Here is a 15,513-nt window from a genome sequence, read left to right as displayed (position 1 = left end):
TGCATCCGCTTGATGTCAGTTATGGAAGAAAGGCAAATCGACATGCGAATCCTAATTACCGGCGGTGCCGGGTTCATCGGTTCGGCGCTGGTTCGCCACTTGATCGACAACACCGAACACGAAATTCTCAACCTGGACAAACTGACCTACGCAGGCAACCTGGAATCGCTGACTCGCATCGCGACCAACACCCGCTATGAGTTCGTTCAGGCCGACATCGTCGATCAGGCCACCGTCAGCAAAGTACTGGCACGCTTCGAGCCCGATGCAATCATGCACTTGGCTGCCGAATCCCATGTTGACCGCTCGATCGACGGCCCTTCAGATTTCATCCAGACCAACATCGTTGGCACCTATAGCCTGCTCGAAGCCACCCGCGCCTACTGGCAGGCCCTGCCGCAGGACAGGCGCGCCGCTTTCCGTTTTCACCATATTTCTACCGATGAGGTTTACGGCGACCTGCACGGCGCAGATGACCTGTTCACAGAAGCCACGCCTTATGCACCCAGCTCGCCTTACTCGGCCAGTAAAGCGGCCTCCGACCACCTTGTCCGTGCCTGGCAGCGCACCTATGGCCTGCCCGTACTGATCACCAATTGCTCGAACAACTACGGGCCCTTCCACTTCCCCGAGAAGTTGATCCCGCTGGTCATCCTCAATGCACTGGCTGGCAAGCCGTTGCCGGTCTATGGCGATGGCCTGCAGGTGCGTGACTGGCTGTTTGTCGAGGACCATGCCCGTGCCCTGTTCAAGGTTGTGAGCGAGGGCGAAGTGGGCGAGACCTACAACATCGGTGGCCACAACGAGCAAAAGAACATCGAGGTGGTGCGCGGCATCTGCGCCTTGTTGGAAGAACTGGCGCCGCAGCATCCGGAGGGTGTCGCCAATTACGCTGACCTGATCACCTTCGTCAAGGATCGTCCGGGGCACGACCTGCGTTATGCGATCGACGCCAGCAAGATTGAGCGGAAACTAGGTTGGGTGCCTGAAGAAACCTTCGAAACCGGCCTGCGCAAGACTGTGCAATGGTACCTGGATAACCTGGACTGGTGCCGCAGGGTGCAGGACGGCAGTTATCAAGGCGAGCGACTGGGTTTCACTGAACCAAAGGATCTATTGGCATGACTAAAGGTATTGTATTGGCAGGAGGATCAGGCACTCGCTTGCACCCGATCACCCTGGGTGTGTCCAAGCAACTTCTGCCGATCTATGACAAACCGATGATCTATTACCCGATCTCGGTGCTCATGCTGGCTGGTATCCGCGAAATCCTGCTAATTTCGACACCACAGGATCTGCCGCAGTATCGCCAGTTGCTGGGCGACGGCAGCCAGTTCGGCGTGAAATTCAGCTACGCCGAACAACCCTCGCCGGATGGCCTGGCCCAGGCCTTTTTGATTGGCGAGGAGTTTATCGGGGACGATTCAGTCTGCCTGATTCTCGGCGACAATATTTTCCATGGCCAGCACTTCAGCGACCAGCTTTTGCGTGCAGCCGCACACTCCGAGGGCGCGACCGTATTCGGCTACTGGGTCAAGGACCCGGAGCGTTTCGGCGTGATCGATTTCGACGAACAGGGCCGGGCCCTGTCGATCGAAGAAAAGCCGGCTCGGCCGAAATCCAGCTATGCCGTGACCGGGCTGTACTTCTACGACAACGACGTCATCGAGATTGCCAAGAAGGTCAAACCGTCTCCGCGCGGAGAGCTGGAAATCACTGATGTCAACAACGCCTATCTGCAGCGCGGTGATCTGCGCGTAGAACGCTTTGGTCGTGGTTTTGCCTGGCTCGACACAGGCACCCATGACAGCCTGCTGGAAGCCTCCCAGTACGTTCAGACCATCGAGCATCGCCAGGGCTTGAAAGTCGCCTGCCTCGAGGAAATCGCCTACCAGAACAACTGGATCGACCGCGAGCAGTTGTTGGTACGTGCCAAGGCGTTCGGCAAGACCGGGTATGGGCAATACCTGTATACCCTGGCGGGGGAAAGCCGATGAATGTCATCGCCACCGAGATTCCCGAGGTCATGATCATCGAGCCCAAGGTGTTCGGCGACGAGCGCGGGTTCTTTTACGAAAGCTTCAATGCGCTCGCTTTCGAGCAGGCCACGGGCGTGCGAACCCAATTCGTCCAGGACAACCACTCGCGCTCGCAGAAGGGCGTGTTGCGAGGCCTGCACTACCAGCTGGAACACACGCAGGGCAAATTGGTCCGGGTCACTACCGGTGAGGTACTGGATGTCGCGGTGGATATTCGGCGCAGCTCCCCTACCTTCGGTCGCTGGGTCGGTGTACGGCTATCGGCGCAGAACCGCCGCCAGCTCTGGGTGCCCGAGGGTTTTGCCCATGGTTTCGTGGTATTGAGTGACTTTGCCGAGTTTCTCTACAAGACTACCGATTACTACATGCCCAGCGCCGAACGCTGCATCCGCTGGGATGATCCGGAGCTGGCGATCGACTGGCAGCTCGACGAGCCGCCACAACTTTCCGCCAAGGATCAAGCAGGCAAGTCCCTGAAAGAGGCCGATCTGTTTCCATGAACCAGCCGCCCCTTAAAATCCTGATCAGCGGCCAACACGGCCAGGTGTCCCGTGAGCTGCAGCAACGCCTGGCGGGGCTCGGCCAACTGCACGTCCTGGGTCGTGACCGACTCGACCTGAGCCGCCCCGAGGGCATACGCGAGCAGGTCCGCGCCATCGGCCCGGACCTGATCATCAACGCCGCGGCCCACACCGCTGTCGATCAGGCCGAAAGCGAACCCGAACTGGCCTTCGCCATCAACGCGACCGCTCCCGGTATCTTCGCCCAAGAGGCTGCTGACCTTGGCGTGCCACTGATCCACTACTCCACCGACTATGTGTTCGACGGCAGCAAGCCGAGCCCCTATACCGAGGCAGACGAGCCCCACCCACTCGGCGTTTACGGCAACAGCAAGCTGGCCGGTGAACAGGCCATCAGCGCCGTCGGCGGGCAGCACCTGATCCTGCGCACCAGCTGGGTCTACTCCCTGCACGGGCGCAATTTTCTGTTGACCATGCAGCGCCTGCTGCAAGAGAAGCCAGAGCTACGCGTGGTCGCTGACCAGATCGGCGCACCGACCTGGGCCGGAACCATCGCCAACAGCACCCGCGCCCTGATCGAGCGCTGGCGCGACGGCCAGCCCGGCGCTTGGGGGATCTACCACCTGACCGCCCAGGGCGAGACCTCGTGGTTCGGGTTTGCCGAGGAGATCGGCCGGCACCTGCAAGCCCAGGGCAAACCCTGCGCCCGCCTCGAACCGATTCCGTCCAGTGCCTACCCGACCCCGGCCAGGCGACCGCTGAATTCACGCCTGGACTGCAGCCGCTTGCAGCGTGAATGGCTTGTCAGCCAGCCGGACTGGCGCGAGGCCCTGCGCGAGTGCCTCGCCTAGCGCATAATGCGCCGGATCAACCCGGCGCATTTGCAATGACCATGACCCAAACCGTTCCCCGTCGCCCCCGCTGGCGCAGCCTGGCGTTACTGGCGCTGTGCCTGGCGCCGCTGCTCTGGCCACTGCAGCACCTGGCCGAGCGCTACTACCGCAACGAGCTCATCGAGCAGAATCGCCAGACCCTCGACCTCTACGTCGCCAACCTGCTCGGCACCCTGCACCGCTACGAAACGCTGCCGCAGATCCTCGGTGACCTGCCAGCCTTGCGCGCCGTGTTGGCCAAGCCCCTCGAGATAGAGACGCTGACCAATGCCAATCGCCTGCTGCAGGACATTGCGGCCCAGACCGGCGCGGAAGTCATGTACCTCATGGATGTGAAGGGCAATACCCTCGCGGCCTCCAACTGGAACAAGAAAGACAGCTTCGTCAGCCGCAACTTCACCTTCCGCCCTTACTTCATTGATGCCATTGCCGGCCGTCTGGGACGCTTCTTCGGCCTGGGCACCACCTCCGGCAAACGCGGCTACTTCTTTGCCGCGGCGGTGCGCGATGGCGAGAAGGTGATAGGGGCGCTGGTGGTCAAGGTCGACCTGGACCACACCGAAACGCTGTGGGGCAAAACCCCTGAACAACTGCTGGTGACTGACCATAATGGCGTGGTGATCCTGACCTCGCGCCCCGAGTGGCGCTTTCGCGCAACCCGGCCGCTGACCGATGCAGAACGCCAGGCGATCATCGCCATTCAGCCTTACCCTACGCGCGACCCGCAGCCACTGAATCTGAACCATGATGCCTGGCTGACCCAGACCCAAAGCATCTCGGAGACCGGCTGGCACGTCAGTATTCTCGCCCCGCGTACCCTCATCGACCGTCCCGTGCGTACCGTGGTCGCCGTCGGCGGCGCCACCTTGCTGGTGCTGATGCTGCTGCTCGGGCTGATGATGCAGCGGCGGCGGCATTACCTGGATCGGATTGCCTTTGAAGCGCGCACCCGGCAGGAGCTGGAAATGCGCGTGATCGAACGCACCAGCGACCTGGAAGGGCTCAACCGTCGGCTCAAGTCCGAAGTGCTCGAACGCGAACACGCGCAACAGGAGCTGGTCCGCGCCCAGGACGAACTGGTCCAGGCTGGCAAGCTGTCGGCGCTGGGGACCATGTCGGCCAGCATCAGCCACGAACTGAATCAGCCGCTGGCAGCCATCCGCAGCTACGCCGAGAATGCCGAAATCCTGCTGGACCACCAACGCACGGAAGACGCTCGCGGCAACCTCAAGCTGATCGGCGAGTTGACCGGGCGCATGGCCTCGATCATCGCCCACCTGCGCGCCTTTGCTCGCCGCGACCGGCATGCGCCGGAGAGTGTCGCCTTGCAACCGGCCCTCGAGGATGCCCTGGCACTGCTGTCCCAGCGGCGTCGAGCCATGGCCGTCGAACTGGTGCGCGATATGCCGGATGCGACCCTCTGGGTTCAGGCCGGGGAAACACGGCTGCGCCAGGTCCTGGGCAACCTGTTGGCCAATGCCCTCGATGCCCTGACCGAGAAGGCCACGCCCCGTACACTCTGGCTGAGTGTCGAGCGCGTCGGCGATGGCGTCAACCTGTACATACGCGACAACGGCCCCGGTTTTACCAGCGAAGCCTTGAACCGGGCCCGCGAACCGTTTTTCACGACCAAGACCCGCACCCAGGGCCTTGGCCTGGGGCTGGCAATCTGCGATACCTTGATGCGTGCCCTGGGCGGTGAACTGATCCTGGCCAACCACCCCAAGGGTGGCGCCCTGCTCACCTTGCACCTGCTCGCCGCAACGCCGGGGGCCAACCTTCAACCGCCAGAGGATCCAACCGCATGACTACGGACCACGCCATCGACAGCAAGATTCAGGTCGTGCTGATCGACGACGACCCGCATCTGCGCCAGGCACTGAGCCAGACCCTGGACCTGGCCGGGCTGAAAGTCCTGACGCTGGCCCAGGCGCAGGGCCTGGCTACGCGCATCGAACGCGACTGGCCGGGGGTCGTGGTCAGCGATATCCGCATGCCGGGCATCGACGGCCTGCAGCTGCTCGAACAATTGCACGGCCAGGATCCGGAGCTTCCGGTGCTGCTGATAACCGGCCATGGCGATGTACCGCTGGCAGTCCAGGCCATGCGCGCCGGTGCCTACGACTTTCTCGAGAAACCCTTTGCCAGCGACGCCTTGCTCGATAGCGTGCGCCGGGCCCTGTCGCTCAGGCGGCTGATCCTGGACAACCGCAGCCTGCGCCTGGCCCTGAGCGATCGCCAGGAGCTGAGCGCCCGGCTGGTTGGGCAGTCTGCGCCCATGCTGCGGCTGCGCGAGCAGATCGGCGCACTGGCCGCGACCAAGGCCGACGTGCTCATCCTTGGCGAAACCGGCGCCGGCAAGGAAGTGGTGGCCCGCGCCCTGCACGACCTGTCGGCACGACGCAACGGCCCCTTCGTTGCCATCAACGCCGGCGCCCTGGCCGAGTCGGTCGTCGAGAGCGAACTGTTCGGCCATGAGCCGGGGGCCTTTACCGGCGCGCAGAAACGCCGCATCGGCAAATTCGAGTTCGCCAACGGCGGCACGCTGTTTCTCGATGAAATCGAGAGCATGAGCATGGACGTTCAGGTCAAGCTGCTGCGTTTGCTGCAAGAGCGGGTGGTCGAGCGCCTGGGCGGCAATCAGCAGATTGCGCTGGATATCCGCATCATTGCCGCCACCAAGGAAGATTTGCGCCAGGCCGCCGATCAGGGACGCTTTCGCGCTGACCTGTATTACCGCCTCAATGTCGCGCCCCTGCGCATCCCGCCACTCAGAGAACGTGGCGACGACATCCTGGTGCTGTTCCAGCATTTCGCCGATGGGGCCAGCGAGCGCCACGGCCTGCCGAGCCACGAGCTGCAACCGGCCCAGCGGGCCATGTTGCTGCGCCATGCCTGGCCGGGCAACGTGCGCGAACTGCAGAATGCCGCAGAGCGATTCGCCCTGGGCCTGGAGCTGGCACTCGACGACCAGGCCTCGGGCCAGGCACAGGCACCGGCAACTGAGCTGCCGAGCGGCATGGGTGGCCTGAGCGAGCAAGTGGAAAGCTTTGAGCGCACACTGATCGCAGCTGAACTTGCCCGCTCGCACAGCTCGCTGCGCAGCCTCGCCGAAGCACTGGGCATACCGCGCAAGACACTCCACGATAAACTGCGAAAACACGGCCTGAGTTTCGCCGATGGCGGCAGCAGCAGCGCAGGTGAAGACCTTGAATAAATCACTGGAGGTGTGTGCATGAATCGCGACGGTCGCCATCTGGAGTCGATCCTCCACAGCGACATTCCCCTCACCCGGGAGATGGGCCTCAAGGTGCTGAGCTGGCAAGACCACCAATTGCGCCTGCAACTGCCGCTGGCAGCCAACGTTAATCACAAGAGCACCATGTTCGGTGGCAGCCTTTACTGCATGGCGGTTCTGGCGGGCTGGGGGTGGTTGCACCTGCGCCTGCGCGAAGCGGCGATCACGGACGGGCACATTGTCATTCAGGAAGGGCAGATCAGCTATCCGCTACCGGTTACCGGCGATGCCATTGCCCTGTGCGACGCGCCCGACGAGAAGGTCTGGCGCAGGTTTCTCGCCACCTATGAGCGCTATGGCCGGGCACGCCTGAACTTGCAGACGCGGGTGACCAATATCGACAGTGACGAGGATGCGGTGCGGTTCAGCGGGCAGTACGTGCTGCACCGCTGAACCTGGCGGTCTTCACTTGCGGGCCAGTGCCAGCAGCGCTTCACGCCAGGGCGCTGCCGCCGGCAGTGCCAGGAAGAAAGGATTGAGCAGCGATTCACGCGGCGGGTAACGGAACGGCTGCCCGTTGACCTCCAGCACCTCGCCGCCGGCCCCTTCGAGCACGCCCTGGGCCGCAGCGGTGTCCCATTGCGACGTCGGCGCCAGGCGCGGGTAGCAATCGGCCGAACCTTCGGCCAGCAGACAGAACTTCAGCGAACTGCCGATATTGGCCAGTTTCAGCTCGCCCAGCCCTGCGCTCAAGCCCGCCAGCAATTGTTCCTGCTCGGGGCTTGAATGACGTCGGCTAGCGACCACGGTAAAGGCTTCGCCCGCTGCAGGCGCAGCCCGCACATGGATGGGCAGCGCCTGGCCAGCCGCTTCGGCACGCCAGGAACCCAGCCCGGACCCACCGAAGTAACAGCGGCCATTTGTCGGCATCGCGACTACGCCGAAAACTACTCGCCCCTGCTCGATCAAGGCGATGTTCACGGTGAACTCTTCGCTGCCGGCAATGAACTCCTTGGTGCCGTCGAGCGGGTCGACAAGCCACCAGCGCTGCCAGCCCTGGCGCTCGCTCAGGCTGATAGCGCAATCCTCTTCGGACAGAATCGGGATGCTCGAATCAAGGGCTTTGAGGCCCGCCACGATCACATGATGGGCCGCCAGGTCCGCCGCCGTGACCGGTGACTCGTCAGCCTTGGCAACGACCGCCACATCGGCACGCCAGAACGGCAGGATCGCTTCACCGGCACGGCGTGCGAGTTCGATCACGCCTGGCAATAAAGGATGGGCCAGGGCCTCAACGGTCTCACTCATGCGCTGAACCCCCCACGTTGAGCCAGCAGGTCCCGGGCCAGGTACAGCGCCGCCAGGGCACGCCCCTCGGAAAACTGCGGGTGCTGTGCCAAGGCCGCCAGCTCGCGCAGATTGACCCGATCGACACGCATCGGCTCCGGCTCGTCGCCTTCCAGGCGTTCCTCGTACAGGTCGGTCGCAAGCACCACCTGGATCTTCTGGCTCATGTAACCCGGCGACAGCGACAGCTCGGTCAGGTGCTCCAGTTGTCGGGCGCCGAAGCCGGCTTCCTCCTTCAGTTCACGGTTGGCCGCCGCCAACACATCCTCGCCCGGTTCGATCAGGCCCTTGGGCAAGGACAGCTCGTATTCATCGGTGCCACCGCAATACTCTTCAATCAACAGCGCATGTTCGGCGTCGATCATGGCCACGATCATCACCGCACCATACCCGGCCCCACGTCCTACCAGGCGCTCATAGGTGCGCTCGGTTCCGTTGGAGAAGCGCAACTGCACCTCTTCGACGCGAAATAGACGACTGCTGGCGACAATCTCGCGAGCGAGGACGGTTGGTTTCTGGCGCATGGGGCGGCTCCTTGGCGTGAACGGGTTACTATACCGTGGCTTACCCTTGCACTGGCCACTGTTGCTCCATTACTGCCTGAGAATCTTTCGTATGCCCTCCATAGCCTGGCGCGATATCGACACCGTCCTACTGGATATGGACGGGACCTTGCTCGACCTGCACTACGACAACCATTTCTGGCTGGAGCACTTGCCCCAGCGCTACGCCGAGTTGCACGGCATCAGCCGGGCGATGGCCGAGATGGAATTGCAGCCACTGTTCGAAAAAAATGCCGGCAAACTGAGCTGGTACTGCCTGGATTTCTGGAGTGCGGAACTCAAGTTGTCGGTTCGTGAGTTAAAACTGGAGACGGCCGACCTGATTGCCTTGCGTCCGGACGCCGACACTTTCCTGGCCGCGATCAAGCAGGCCGGCAAGCGGGTAATCCTGATCACCAACGCCCACCGTGATTCACTTTCGCTGAAACTGGAACGCGTCGAACTGGCGCCGTATTTCGAGCGCTTGATCAGCTCGCATGATTATGGGTTCCCCAAGGAAAGCCCACAGTTCTGGAGCGCGTTGAAAGACGATATCGGTTTCGAGCCCGCTCGCAGCCTGTTTATCGACGATACCTTGTCGATCCTGCGCAGTGCCCGCGACTTTGGCGTTGGGCACCTGCTGGCCGTGCGGGAGCCGGACAGCCGCGCGGGGCCGAAGGATACGCAGGAGTTCGAGGCGCTGGAGGATTATCGGAGCTTGCTTGAAGGGTTGTAGACTGTGATGGCCTCATCGCGGGCAAGCCAGCACCCACAAAGGCCGGTGTGGACCTTGTGGGAGCTGGCTTGCCAGCGATGGCCGAAGGCCTGTTACTCCGGAATACGCAAAACCTGCCCCGGATAAATCTTGTCCGGATGCGAAAGCATCGGCTTGTTGGCCTCGAAAATCTTGTTGTACTTGTTGGCGTCGCCATATTCATTTTTGGCGATGGCACTCAAGGTATCGCCCTTTTTCACCGTGGCGAAACGCGCAGCAGCCACAGCCGGGCCATTCACGGTGATCTGGTCATCGACACTGCCCACGCCTGCGATGTTGCCCACCGCCAACACGATTTTTTCCTTTTCTTCCTGGCTGCCGACCTCGCCGGTTACCGTGACCTTGTCACCATCAACCGTCGCCTTGACGCTCGGATTACCCAGCCCGACCTTGGCTATATGATCCTTGAGTTGCTCACTGGCATTGGCATTGCCCGGCGTCAGCAAATCAATGAGTTTTTCGCCTGCTTCTTTCACAAAACTTAAAAGACTCATACCCACTCTCCTTGGTTATCGGTATCCGGAGCCAAAAGTCTAGGCAAGCCGTGCGCGCTCCTCCTCCCTTCCGACCAACGACGCGTTCCCCGCGCAACCGGCAGGCACGCTAGAATCCATCCCCAGCCCAGCCCAGCCCAGCCACCCGGAGCGAAGATGGACATCAAACAACTGAAATTCCTCATCGCCCTGGACGAGACCCGGCATTTCGGCCGCGCGGCCACGCGCTGCCATGTTACCCAGCCGACCCTGTCGATGCGCCTGCGCAACCTGGAAGAAGAACTCGAATTGCCCCTGGTCAATCGTGGGCAACGTTTCGAGGGCTTCACCGCACCGGGAGAACGTGTGCTGGCCTGGGCCCGCTCAGTGCTGGCGGCCTATGACGGCCTGCATGCGGAGGCTGCTGCCTGTCGCGGGCACCTGGTCGGCACACTGCGCCTGGGCGTTGTCCCGCTGTCGAGTTTCGACCCCTTGCCACTGCTGCAACGCCTGCATCAGCAACACCCCAACCTGCGTTTCGAATTGAGCTCGCTGAGCTCCGAGCAGATCCTCGAGCAACTGATCAGCAATCGCCTGGATATCGGCGTCTCCTACCTGGAACGGCTGGACACCGAACGTTTCGAATCCCTGACCCTCAGCGAAACCCGCATGGGCCTGCTTTTCGACCAGCGCCACTTCGACTTTGGCGAGCAGGCGCTGAGCTGGGAGGCCTTGATCGAACTGCCGTTGGGCTTGCTCACCAGCGGCATGCACTTTCGCCAATCCATCGATCACAACTTCCACAGTCGCGGGCTGAACCCACAGCCCTTGCTGCAGACCGATGCCGTTCATCAATTGGTGCAAGCCGTACACGACGGCCTGTGCTGCGCGATCATGCCGCTGGAGGGAGGCCTGGAAGCATTGACCGAGCACCTGCGCCTGCAGCCGATCGAACACGCCAGCACCCTCGCCCCGCTGGGCCTGATCATGCGTCGCAGCGCGCCCCGCTCTGCCCTGGCCGAAGCCTGCTTTGCCCTGTATCAACAGCCCCCCAATGCTTGATCGACGCCATCTATCAAGGCATCAGTACTAGCAATTAGACGATACCCCCCCGGCAGGCCTAGGCTTAAGACTGAATGCCCTGCCGGTATTACCTCATGAACTCCAAGCGCCCGACCTGCGCGGCGCCTGCGCCGTCGACCACTGCACCTGCCGCCAGCCAGAGCTACTGCTACAGCAACCTCGAGCATGAAAGCTCGAGCAATGCCGCACTGGCTGAAGAAGTCGCCCTGGCGATTGCCTATAACGGCATCAGCCAGGCCGTGATGCTGGTCAGCCCTACCGACCTTGAAGACTTTATCGTCGGTTTCAGTATCGGCAGCGGCATCATCGCCTCGGCGGATGAAATCTATGACGTCAAATTCAGCGGCCAAGGCTCGGCCTTGTACGCTGACGTGGAAATCGCCAGCCGCGCCTTCTGGAACCTCAAGACCCAGCGTCGACACCTGACCGGCACCAGCGGGTGCGGGTTGTGCGGGGTCGAAGCGGTGGAGCAGGCGTTGCCCGAGCTTGCGGTACTGCCCGGCGCGCCCTTGCCTGCGGCGCAATGGCTCGAAGGCTTGCGCCAGCGCATCGGCGCCTTCCAGCCACTGGGACAGCACTGTGGCGCGGTACACGCGGCGCTATTCATGAACGACCGGGGCCAATTGTTGCTGGGCCGAGAAGACATCGGCCGGCACAACGCCCTGGACAAGCTGATCGGTGCCCTGATCCGCCAGCAAATTCCACTGGCCGGTGGCATTGCCATCGTCACCAGCCGCTGCAGCCTGGAGCTGATCCAGAAAGTGCTGCGCGCCGGCATCCAGACCCTGGTCAGTCTGTCTTCACCCACAGGCCTTGCCCTTCAATGGGCTCGCCAGCACAACCTCAACCTCATTCACCTGCCGCAACACAGTGCGCCGCGGGTCTACAGCCCAGCGACGGAGAGTACAGCGTGAGCATGCATCATCAAGCCGATCAGACCCCTACCCCTCGCTACAAGCCCTACCATGGTGCGGCCGGTGGCTGGGGCGCCCTGCGCAGCGTGGCCCAGGCCTGGCTCGGCAGCGACAATGCCCTGAAGAATATTCGGACCCTGCTCAAGACCAACCAGAACGGTGGTTTCGACTGCCCTGGCTGCGCCTGGGGTGATTCGCCGGAAAGCGGCATGGTCAAGTTCTGCGAAAACGGCGCCAAGGCAGTCAACTGGGAAGCCACCAAGCGTCGCGTCGATCCGGCCTTCTTCGCCAAACACAGCGTCAGCGCGCTGCTTGAGCAAAGCGATTACTGGCTCGAATACCAGGGCCGCCTGACCGACCCGATGGTCTACGACCCTGCCAGCGACCGCTACCAGCCCATCAGCTGGGATGCCGCATTCAATCTGATCGCCAGGCACCTGCTGAACCTGGAGAGCCCCGACCAGGCCGAGTTCTACACCTCAGGCCGGGCAAGCAACGAAGCGGCCTACCTTTACCAGCTGTTCGTACGCGCCTATGGCACCAATAATTTCCCGGACTGCTCGAACATGTGTCACGAGGCCAGCGGCGTGGCCATGGCGCAAAGCGTGGGGGTCGGCAAAGGCACGGTCACCTTCGACGACTTCGAACATGCCGACGCGATCTTCGTCTGGGGCCAGAACCCTGGCACCAACCATCCACGCATGCTTGAACCGCTGCGCGAGGCAGTCAAGCGCGGCGCCCAGGTGGTTTGCGTCAACCCCTTGAAGGAACGTGGCCTGGAGCGCTTCCAGCACCCCCAACACCCCTTGGAGATGCTCACCAACGGCGACCGCCCGACCAATACCGCCTACCTGCGCCCGGCGCTGGGTGGCGATATGGCCTTGATGCGCGGCATGGCCAAGTTCCTGCTGCAATGGGAACGCGAAGCCCAGGCCAACAACACCCCGCCGGTGTTCGACCATGAGTTCCTCCAGCAACACACCAGCGGCATTCAGGCGTACCTGGACGCCGTCGACAACACCCCGTGGGTGCAGATTGTCCAGCAGTCCGGGTTGAGCCTGATCCACATCGAGCAGGCTGCGCAGATATACCGCTCGGCCGAGAAGGTCATCATGTGCTGGGCCATGGGCATCACCCAGCACCGTCATTCGGTACCGACCATCCATGAAGTCGCCAACCTGATGCTGTTGCGCGGCAACCTCGGCGTGCCTGGTGCCGGCCTGTGCCCGGTGCGCGGCCACAGCAACGTGCAGGGCGATCGCACCATGGGCATCAACGAACGCCCGCCGGCGGCACTGCTCGACGCCCTCGAGAAACGCTTCAAATTCAACGTGCCGCGCCATAACGGCCATAACACCGTCGAAGCCATCCACGCCATGCTCAAGGGCCAGGCCAAGGTCTTCATCGGGCTGGGCGGCAACTTTGTCCAGGCGACACCCGACAGCACACGCACTGCCCAGGCCCTGCGCAACTGCGACCTGACCGTTCAGATCAGCACCAAACTCAATCGCAGCCATCTGATTCACGGCAAGGAAGCACTGATCCTCCCTTGCCTGGGGCGCACCGATATCGACTTGCAAGTCGAAGGCCCACAAGCGGTGACCGTGGAGGACTCCTTCAGCATGGTTCACGCCTCCAACGGCCAGTTGCAGCCGCTGTCAGCACAGATGCGTTCGGAGCCGGCAGTGGTCGCCGGGATTGCCGCCGCAACCCTGGGTACCCAGCCCGTGGACTGGAACTGGCTGATCGCCGACTACCGGCGTATCCGCGAGCTGATCGCCGACACCATCCCCGGCTTCAAGGACTTCAACCAGCGCCTGGAAAACCCCGGCGGCTTCTATCTGGGCAACAGCGCCGCCGAGAGACACTGGAACACCGATAGCGGCCTGGCCAACTTCAGGCCCAACGCCTTGCCGGCCGACCTGGTTCACGAGAGCGTCCGTGCCACCGGGCAAATACCGGACCTGATCATGCAGTCGATGCGTTCCCACGATCAGTACAACACCACCATCTATGGCCTCGATGACCGCTATCGTGGGGTCAAGGGGCAACGTGACGTTCTGTTCGTAAACGAAGCCGACATCATCCGTCTGGGGTTCAAGCCGGGCCAGAAGGCCGACATCGTGTCGATCTGGGGCGATGGACGCGAACGTCGGGTGAAGGGCTTCACCCTGCTCGCCTTCGACATCCCCGCCGGGCAAGCGGCCGCTTACTACCCGGAAGTGAATCCGCTTGTGCCCTTGGAAAGCGTCGGTGACGGCAGTCATACGCCGACTTCGAAGTTTGTCGCCATTCGCCTGGAAGCGGCGAGCGAAACTGGGCGAATCGTTTAGCGTATCGAGGGCTTGGGTTGGCTATGGGGCGCAAAGCGCGTACCGTAGCCAGAAGCCGGAAAACGCCCATGAAAAAGGCCTTTTCATCACTGAAAAGGCCTGTCTCAAGTAGCGTAGGACCGGCGAAAATCGAGAAAGTTTCACCGAAAAAACAGCAATTTAGCGAAATGTGTTCAAGTCGTGTTACTCGTCGGATTTCAATTGTCAGCCCCCATCCAGAGCCTCAGGATCGCCTCGTCATCCCTTTGAGGCTTTCTATATGAAGTACTCCTCGATTCTCTTGTTGTCCCTTGGCCTGCTCAGCGGCGTTGCGTCGGCGGGCGGCACTACCGAAGCAGGTATAGGCGGCGCATTGGGCGGAGTATTGGGCTCAGTGGTCGGCCAGTCGATCGGTGGCAGCACCGGCTCGGCAATTGGTGCAGGCCTCGGTGGCGCGGCCGGTGGTGCGGTCGGTGCCAACAAACGCAGCCGTGGCGAAGCGGCCATTGGCGGCGCACTGGGCGCAGCCGGCGGTAACGTGGTCGGCCGTAAAATGGGCGGCACGTCCGGTAGCCTGATCGGCGCCGCAGCCGGTGGTGGCGCAGGCGGTGCCCTGGGTAACTACATGGGCAGAGAAGCCGACGATGAAGATCGCCGTGACGATCGCCGCTACCGTCGCGGCTACGATGATCGCCGCTACTATCGCCATGACCGTGGCCACCATTATGGTCATCGCAAGCACAAGAAACACTGGCACGACGACGATTAAACCCTCCGTTATGCGCCCATTGGAAGGGCTGGCCGCAACCTTCGCGGCCAGCTAGACCAACGCCTCCAGCGCCCCGCGCAACCCCGCAGGAATCGGCACAGGCTGATTACTCGCCCGATCCACGAACACATGCACGAAACGCCCTGCCGCACAGGCATCGTCTTCGCCCGCCTTGAACACCGCCAATTCGTACTGCACCGAACTGTTGCCCAGCTTGCCGACCCGCAGGCCGATCTCGATCCGCTCCGGAAAAGCGATCGAAGCAAAGTAATCACAGGCCGAACTCACTACGAAACCCACCACTTCACCGTCATGGATATCCAACCCGCCCTTCTCGATCAGGTAGGTGTTCACGGCCGTGTCAAAGAAACTGTAGTAAGTGACATTGTTCACATGACCGTACACATCGTTGTCGTGCCAACGCGTCAGTATCGGCTGGAAGTGGCGGTAATCGGCACGTTGCGGCATGCGGTCGGTCATGGATGGTTTCCCGTTTGGATAGGCCTAAAAATTATCAGCTAACGCCCATCGGCATAGGGGACGGCCTTCACAGGCCGCTCCCCTGCCACACCACCCGGCATGCGGGTCCGCACCGGGCGGTTCGAGA

Annotated in this window: 16 protein-coding genes; 12 read left to right on the top strand and 4 right to left on the bottom strand. The window is 62.2% G+C overall.

Features of this window, described 5'->3' with window-relative positions:
* Window positions 1–42 precede the first annotated feature (42 nt).
* The 7 genes from rfbB to NVV94_RS01215 are packed head-to-tail and all read left to right on the top strand — an operon-like array spanning window position 43 to window position 7,144.
* Window positions 43–1,125 carry a dTDP-glucose 4,6-dehydratase gene (gene rfbB / locus NVV94_RS01245; RefSeq protein ID WP_258445458.1) on the top strand — a complete coding sequence of 361 codons (1,083 nt, stop codon included), beginning with the start codon at window positions 43–45 and terminating at the stop codon, window positions 1,123–1,125.
* Window positions 1,122–1,997 carry a glucose-1-phosphate thymidylyltransferase RfbA gene (rfbA, locus tag NVV94_RS01240; RefSeq protein ID WP_258445457.1) on the top strand — a complete coding sequence of 292 codons (876 nt, stop codon included), beginning with the start codon at window positions 1,122–1,124 and terminating at the stop codon, window positions 1,995–1,997. The genes rfbB and rfbA overlap by 4 nt, the downstream gene beginning before the upstream one ends.
* On the top strand, window positions 1,994–2,539 hold the full coding sequence (gene rfbC, locus NVV94_RS01235; RefSeq protein ID WP_258445456.1) for a dTDP-4-dehydrorhamnose 3,5-epimerase: 546 nt from the start codon (window positions 1,994–1,996) through the stop codon (window positions 2,537–2,539). Before rfbA ends, rfbC begins: the two co-directional genes overlap by 4 nt.
* Window positions 2,536–3,411, top strand: a complete 876-nt coding sequence (rfbD, locus tag NVV94_RS01230; RefSeq protein ID WP_258445455.1) for a dTDP-4-dehydrorhamnose reductase — start codon at window positions 2,536–2,538, stop codon at window positions 3,409–3,411. Before rfbC ends, rfbD begins: the two co-directional genes overlap by 4 nt.
* Before the next feature lie 41 nt (window positions 3,412–3,452).
* Window positions 3,453–5,261 carry an ATP-binding protein gene (locus tag NVV94_RS01225; RefSeq protein WP_258447592.1) on the top strand — a complete coding sequence of 603 codons (1,809 nt, stop codon included), beginning with the start codon at window positions 3,453–3,455 and terminating at the stop codon, window positions 5,259–5,261.
* Window positions 5,258–6,670 (top strand): sigma-54 dependent transcriptional regulator, encoded by a 1,413-nt coding sequence (locus NVV94_RS01220; RefSeq protein WP_258445454.1) that lies wholly within the window; start codon window positions 5,258–5,260, stop codon window positions 6,668–6,670. The genes NVV94_RS01225 and NVV94_RS01220 overlap by 4 nt, the downstream gene beginning before the upstream one ends.
* A gap of 18 nt (window positions 6,671–6,688) precedes the next feature.
* Window positions 6,689–7,144, top strand: a complete 456-nt coding sequence (locus NVV94_RS01215) for a thioesterase domain-containing protein (protein ID WP_258445453.1) — start codon at window positions 6,689–6,691, stop codon at window positions 7,142–7,144.
* Window positions 7,145–7,156: 12 nt separating this feature from the next.
* Here NVV94_RS01215 and cysQ read toward each other — a convergent pair whose 3' ends face one another.
* Window positions 7,157–7,999, bottom strand: a complete 843-nt coding sequence (cysQ, locus tag NVV94_RS01210; RefSeq protein WP_258445452.1) for a 3'(2'),5'-bisphosphate nucleotidase CysQ — start codon at window positions 7,997–7,999, stop codon at window positions 7,157–7,159.
* On the bottom strand, window positions 7,996–8,562 hold the full coding sequence (gene nudE / locus NVV94_RS01205) for an ADP compounds hydrolase NudE (protein WP_258445451.1): 567 nt from the start codon (window positions 8,560–8,562) through the stop codon (window positions 7,996–7,998). The genes cysQ and nudE overlap by 4 nt, the downstream gene beginning before the upstream one ends.
* Window positions 8,563–8,653: 91 nt before the next feature.
* On the opposite strand from nudE, the gene yrfG reads away from it, so the two are divergent.
* Window positions 8,654–9,316, top strand: a complete 663-nt coding sequence (gene yrfG, locus NVV94_RS01200) for a GMP/IMP nucleotidase (protein ID WP_258445450.1) — start codon at window positions 8,654–8,656, stop codon at window positions 9,314–9,316.
* Between the two features lie 92 nt (window positions 9,317–9,408).
* Here yrfG and lysM read toward each other — a convergent pair whose 3' ends face one another.
* Window positions 9,409–9,849, bottom strand: coding sequence for a peptidoglycan-binding protein LysM (gene lysM, locus NVV94_RS01195; protein ID WP_258445449.1), 441 nt, complete (start codon window positions 9,847–9,849; stop codon window positions 9,409–9,411).
* 156 nt (window positions 9,850–10,005) lie between these two features.
* On the opposite strand from lysM, the gene NVV94_RS01190 reads away from it, so the two are divergent.
* The 4 genes from NVV94_RS01190 to NVV94_RS01175 all read left to right on the top strand — a co-directional run bounded on the left by NVV94_RS01190 (window position 10,006) and on the right by NVV94_RS01175 (window position 14,906).
* A complete protein-coding gene (locus NVV94_RS01190) occupies window positions 10,006–10,890 on the top strand; it encodes a LysR family transcriptional regulator (protein ID WP_258445448.1) in 885 nt (294 codons plus the stop codon).
* 95 nt (window positions 10,891–10,985) lie between these two features.
* A complete protein-coding gene (fdhD, locus tag NVV94_RS01185; protein WP_258445447.1) occupies window positions 10,986–11,825 on the top strand; it encodes a formate dehydrogenase accessory sulfurtransferase FdhD in 840 nt (279 codons plus the stop codon).
* A 2-nt stretch (window positions 11,826–11,827) separates the two neighbouring features.
* Window positions 11,828–14,158, top strand: coding sequence for an FdhF/YdeP family oxidoreductase (locus NVV94_RS01180; protein ID WP_258447591.1), 2,331 nt, complete (start codon window positions 11,828–11,830; stop codon window positions 14,156–14,158).
* 259 nt (window positions 14,159–14,417) lie between these two features.
* Window positions 14,418–14,906, top strand: coding sequence for a glycine zipper domain-containing protein (locus tag NVV94_RS01175; protein ID WP_258445446.1), 489 nt, complete (start codon window positions 14,418–14,420; stop codon window positions 14,904–14,906).
* A gap of 51 nt (window positions 14,907–14,957) precedes the next feature.
* Here the strand turns inward: NVV94_RS01175 and NVV94_RS01170 are convergent, their stop codons facing one another.
* The gene (locus tag NVV94_RS01170; RefSeq protein ID WP_258445445.1) at window positions 14,958–15,386 is read right to left on the bottom strand and encodes a thioesterase family protein; all 429 of its coding nucleotides are present in this window, start codon (window positions 15,384–15,386) and stop codon (window positions 14,958–14,960) included.
* Window positions 15,387–15,513 lie beyond the last annotated feature (127 nt).

The organism is Pseudomonas sp. LS1212 (genome assembly GCF_024741815.1).
Classification (GTDB): domain Bacteria; phylum Pseudomonadota; class Gammaproteobacteria; order Pseudomonadales; family Pseudomonadaceae; genus Aquipseudomonas.
Note: the sequence above shows the minus strand (reverse complement) of the source record. Positions and strands in the feature narration are given on the sequence as shown.

Excerpts from the sequence above, each read along its gene's own strand:
- NVV94_RS01215 (WP_258445453.1), top strand. The coding sequence starts at position 6,689 with ATGAATCGCGACGGTCGCCATCTGGAGTCGATCCTCCACAGCGACATT.
- yrfG (WP_258445450.1), top strand. The coding sequence starts at position 8,654 with ATGCCCTCCATAGCCTGGCGCGATATCGACACCGTCCTACTGGATATG.
- NVV94_RS01190 (WP_258445448.1), top strand. The coding sequence starts at position 10,006 with ATGGACATCAAACAACTGAAATTCCTCATCGCCCTGGACGAGACCCGG.
- nudE (WP_258445451.1), bottom strand. The coding sequence starts at position 8,562 with ATGCGCCAGAAACCAACCGTCCTCGCTCGCGAGATTGTCGCCAGCAGT.
- NVV94_RS01170 (WP_258445445.1), bottom strand. The coding sequence starts at position 15,386 with ATGACCGACCGCATGCCGCAACGTGCCGATTACCGCCACTTCCAGCCG.
- cysQ (WP_258445452.1), bottom strand. The coding sequence starts at position 7,999 with ATGAGTGAGACCGTTGAGGCCCTGGCCCATCCTTTATTGCCAGGCGTG.
- NVV94_RS01180 (WP_258447591.1), top strand. The coding sequence starts at position 11,828 with ATGCATCATCAAGCCGATCAGACCCCTACCCCTCGCTACAAGCCCTAC.
- rfbA (WP_258445457.1), top strand. The coding sequence starts at position 1,122 with ATGACTAAAGGTATTGTATTGGCAGGAGGATCAGGCACTCGCTTGCAC.
- NVV94_RS01220 (WP_258445454.1), top strand. The coding sequence starts at position 5,258 with ATGACTACGGACCACGCCATCGACAGCAAGATTCAGGTCGTGCTGATC.
- NVV94_RS01225 (WP_258447592.1), top strand. The coding sequence starts at position 3,453 with ATGACCCAAACCGTTCCCCGTCGCCCCCGCTGGCGCAGCCTGGCGTTA.
- rfbD (WP_258445455.1), top strand. The coding sequence starts at position 2,536 with ATGAACCAGCCGCCCCTTAAAATCCTGATCAGCGGCCAACACGGCCAG.
- rfbC (WP_258445456.1), top strand. The coding sequence starts at position 1,994 with ATGAATGTCATCGCCACCGAGATTCCCGAGGTCATGATCATCGAGCCC.
- fdhD (WP_258445447.1), top strand. The coding sequence starts at position 10,986 with ATGAACTCCAAGCGCCCGACCTGCGCGGCGCCTGCGCCGTCGACCACT.
- rfbB (WP_258445458.1), top strand. The coding sequence starts at position 43 with ATGCGAATCCTAATTACCGGCGGTGCCGGGTTCATCGGTTCGGCGCTG.
- NVV94_RS01175 (WP_258445446.1), top strand. The coding sequence starts at position 14,418 with ATGAAGTACTCCTCGATTCTCTTGTTGTCCCTTGGCCTGCTCAGCGGC.
- lysM (WP_258445449.1), bottom strand. The coding sequence starts at position 9,849 with ATGAGTCTTTTAAGTTTTGTGAAAGAAGCAGGCGAAAAACTCATTGAT.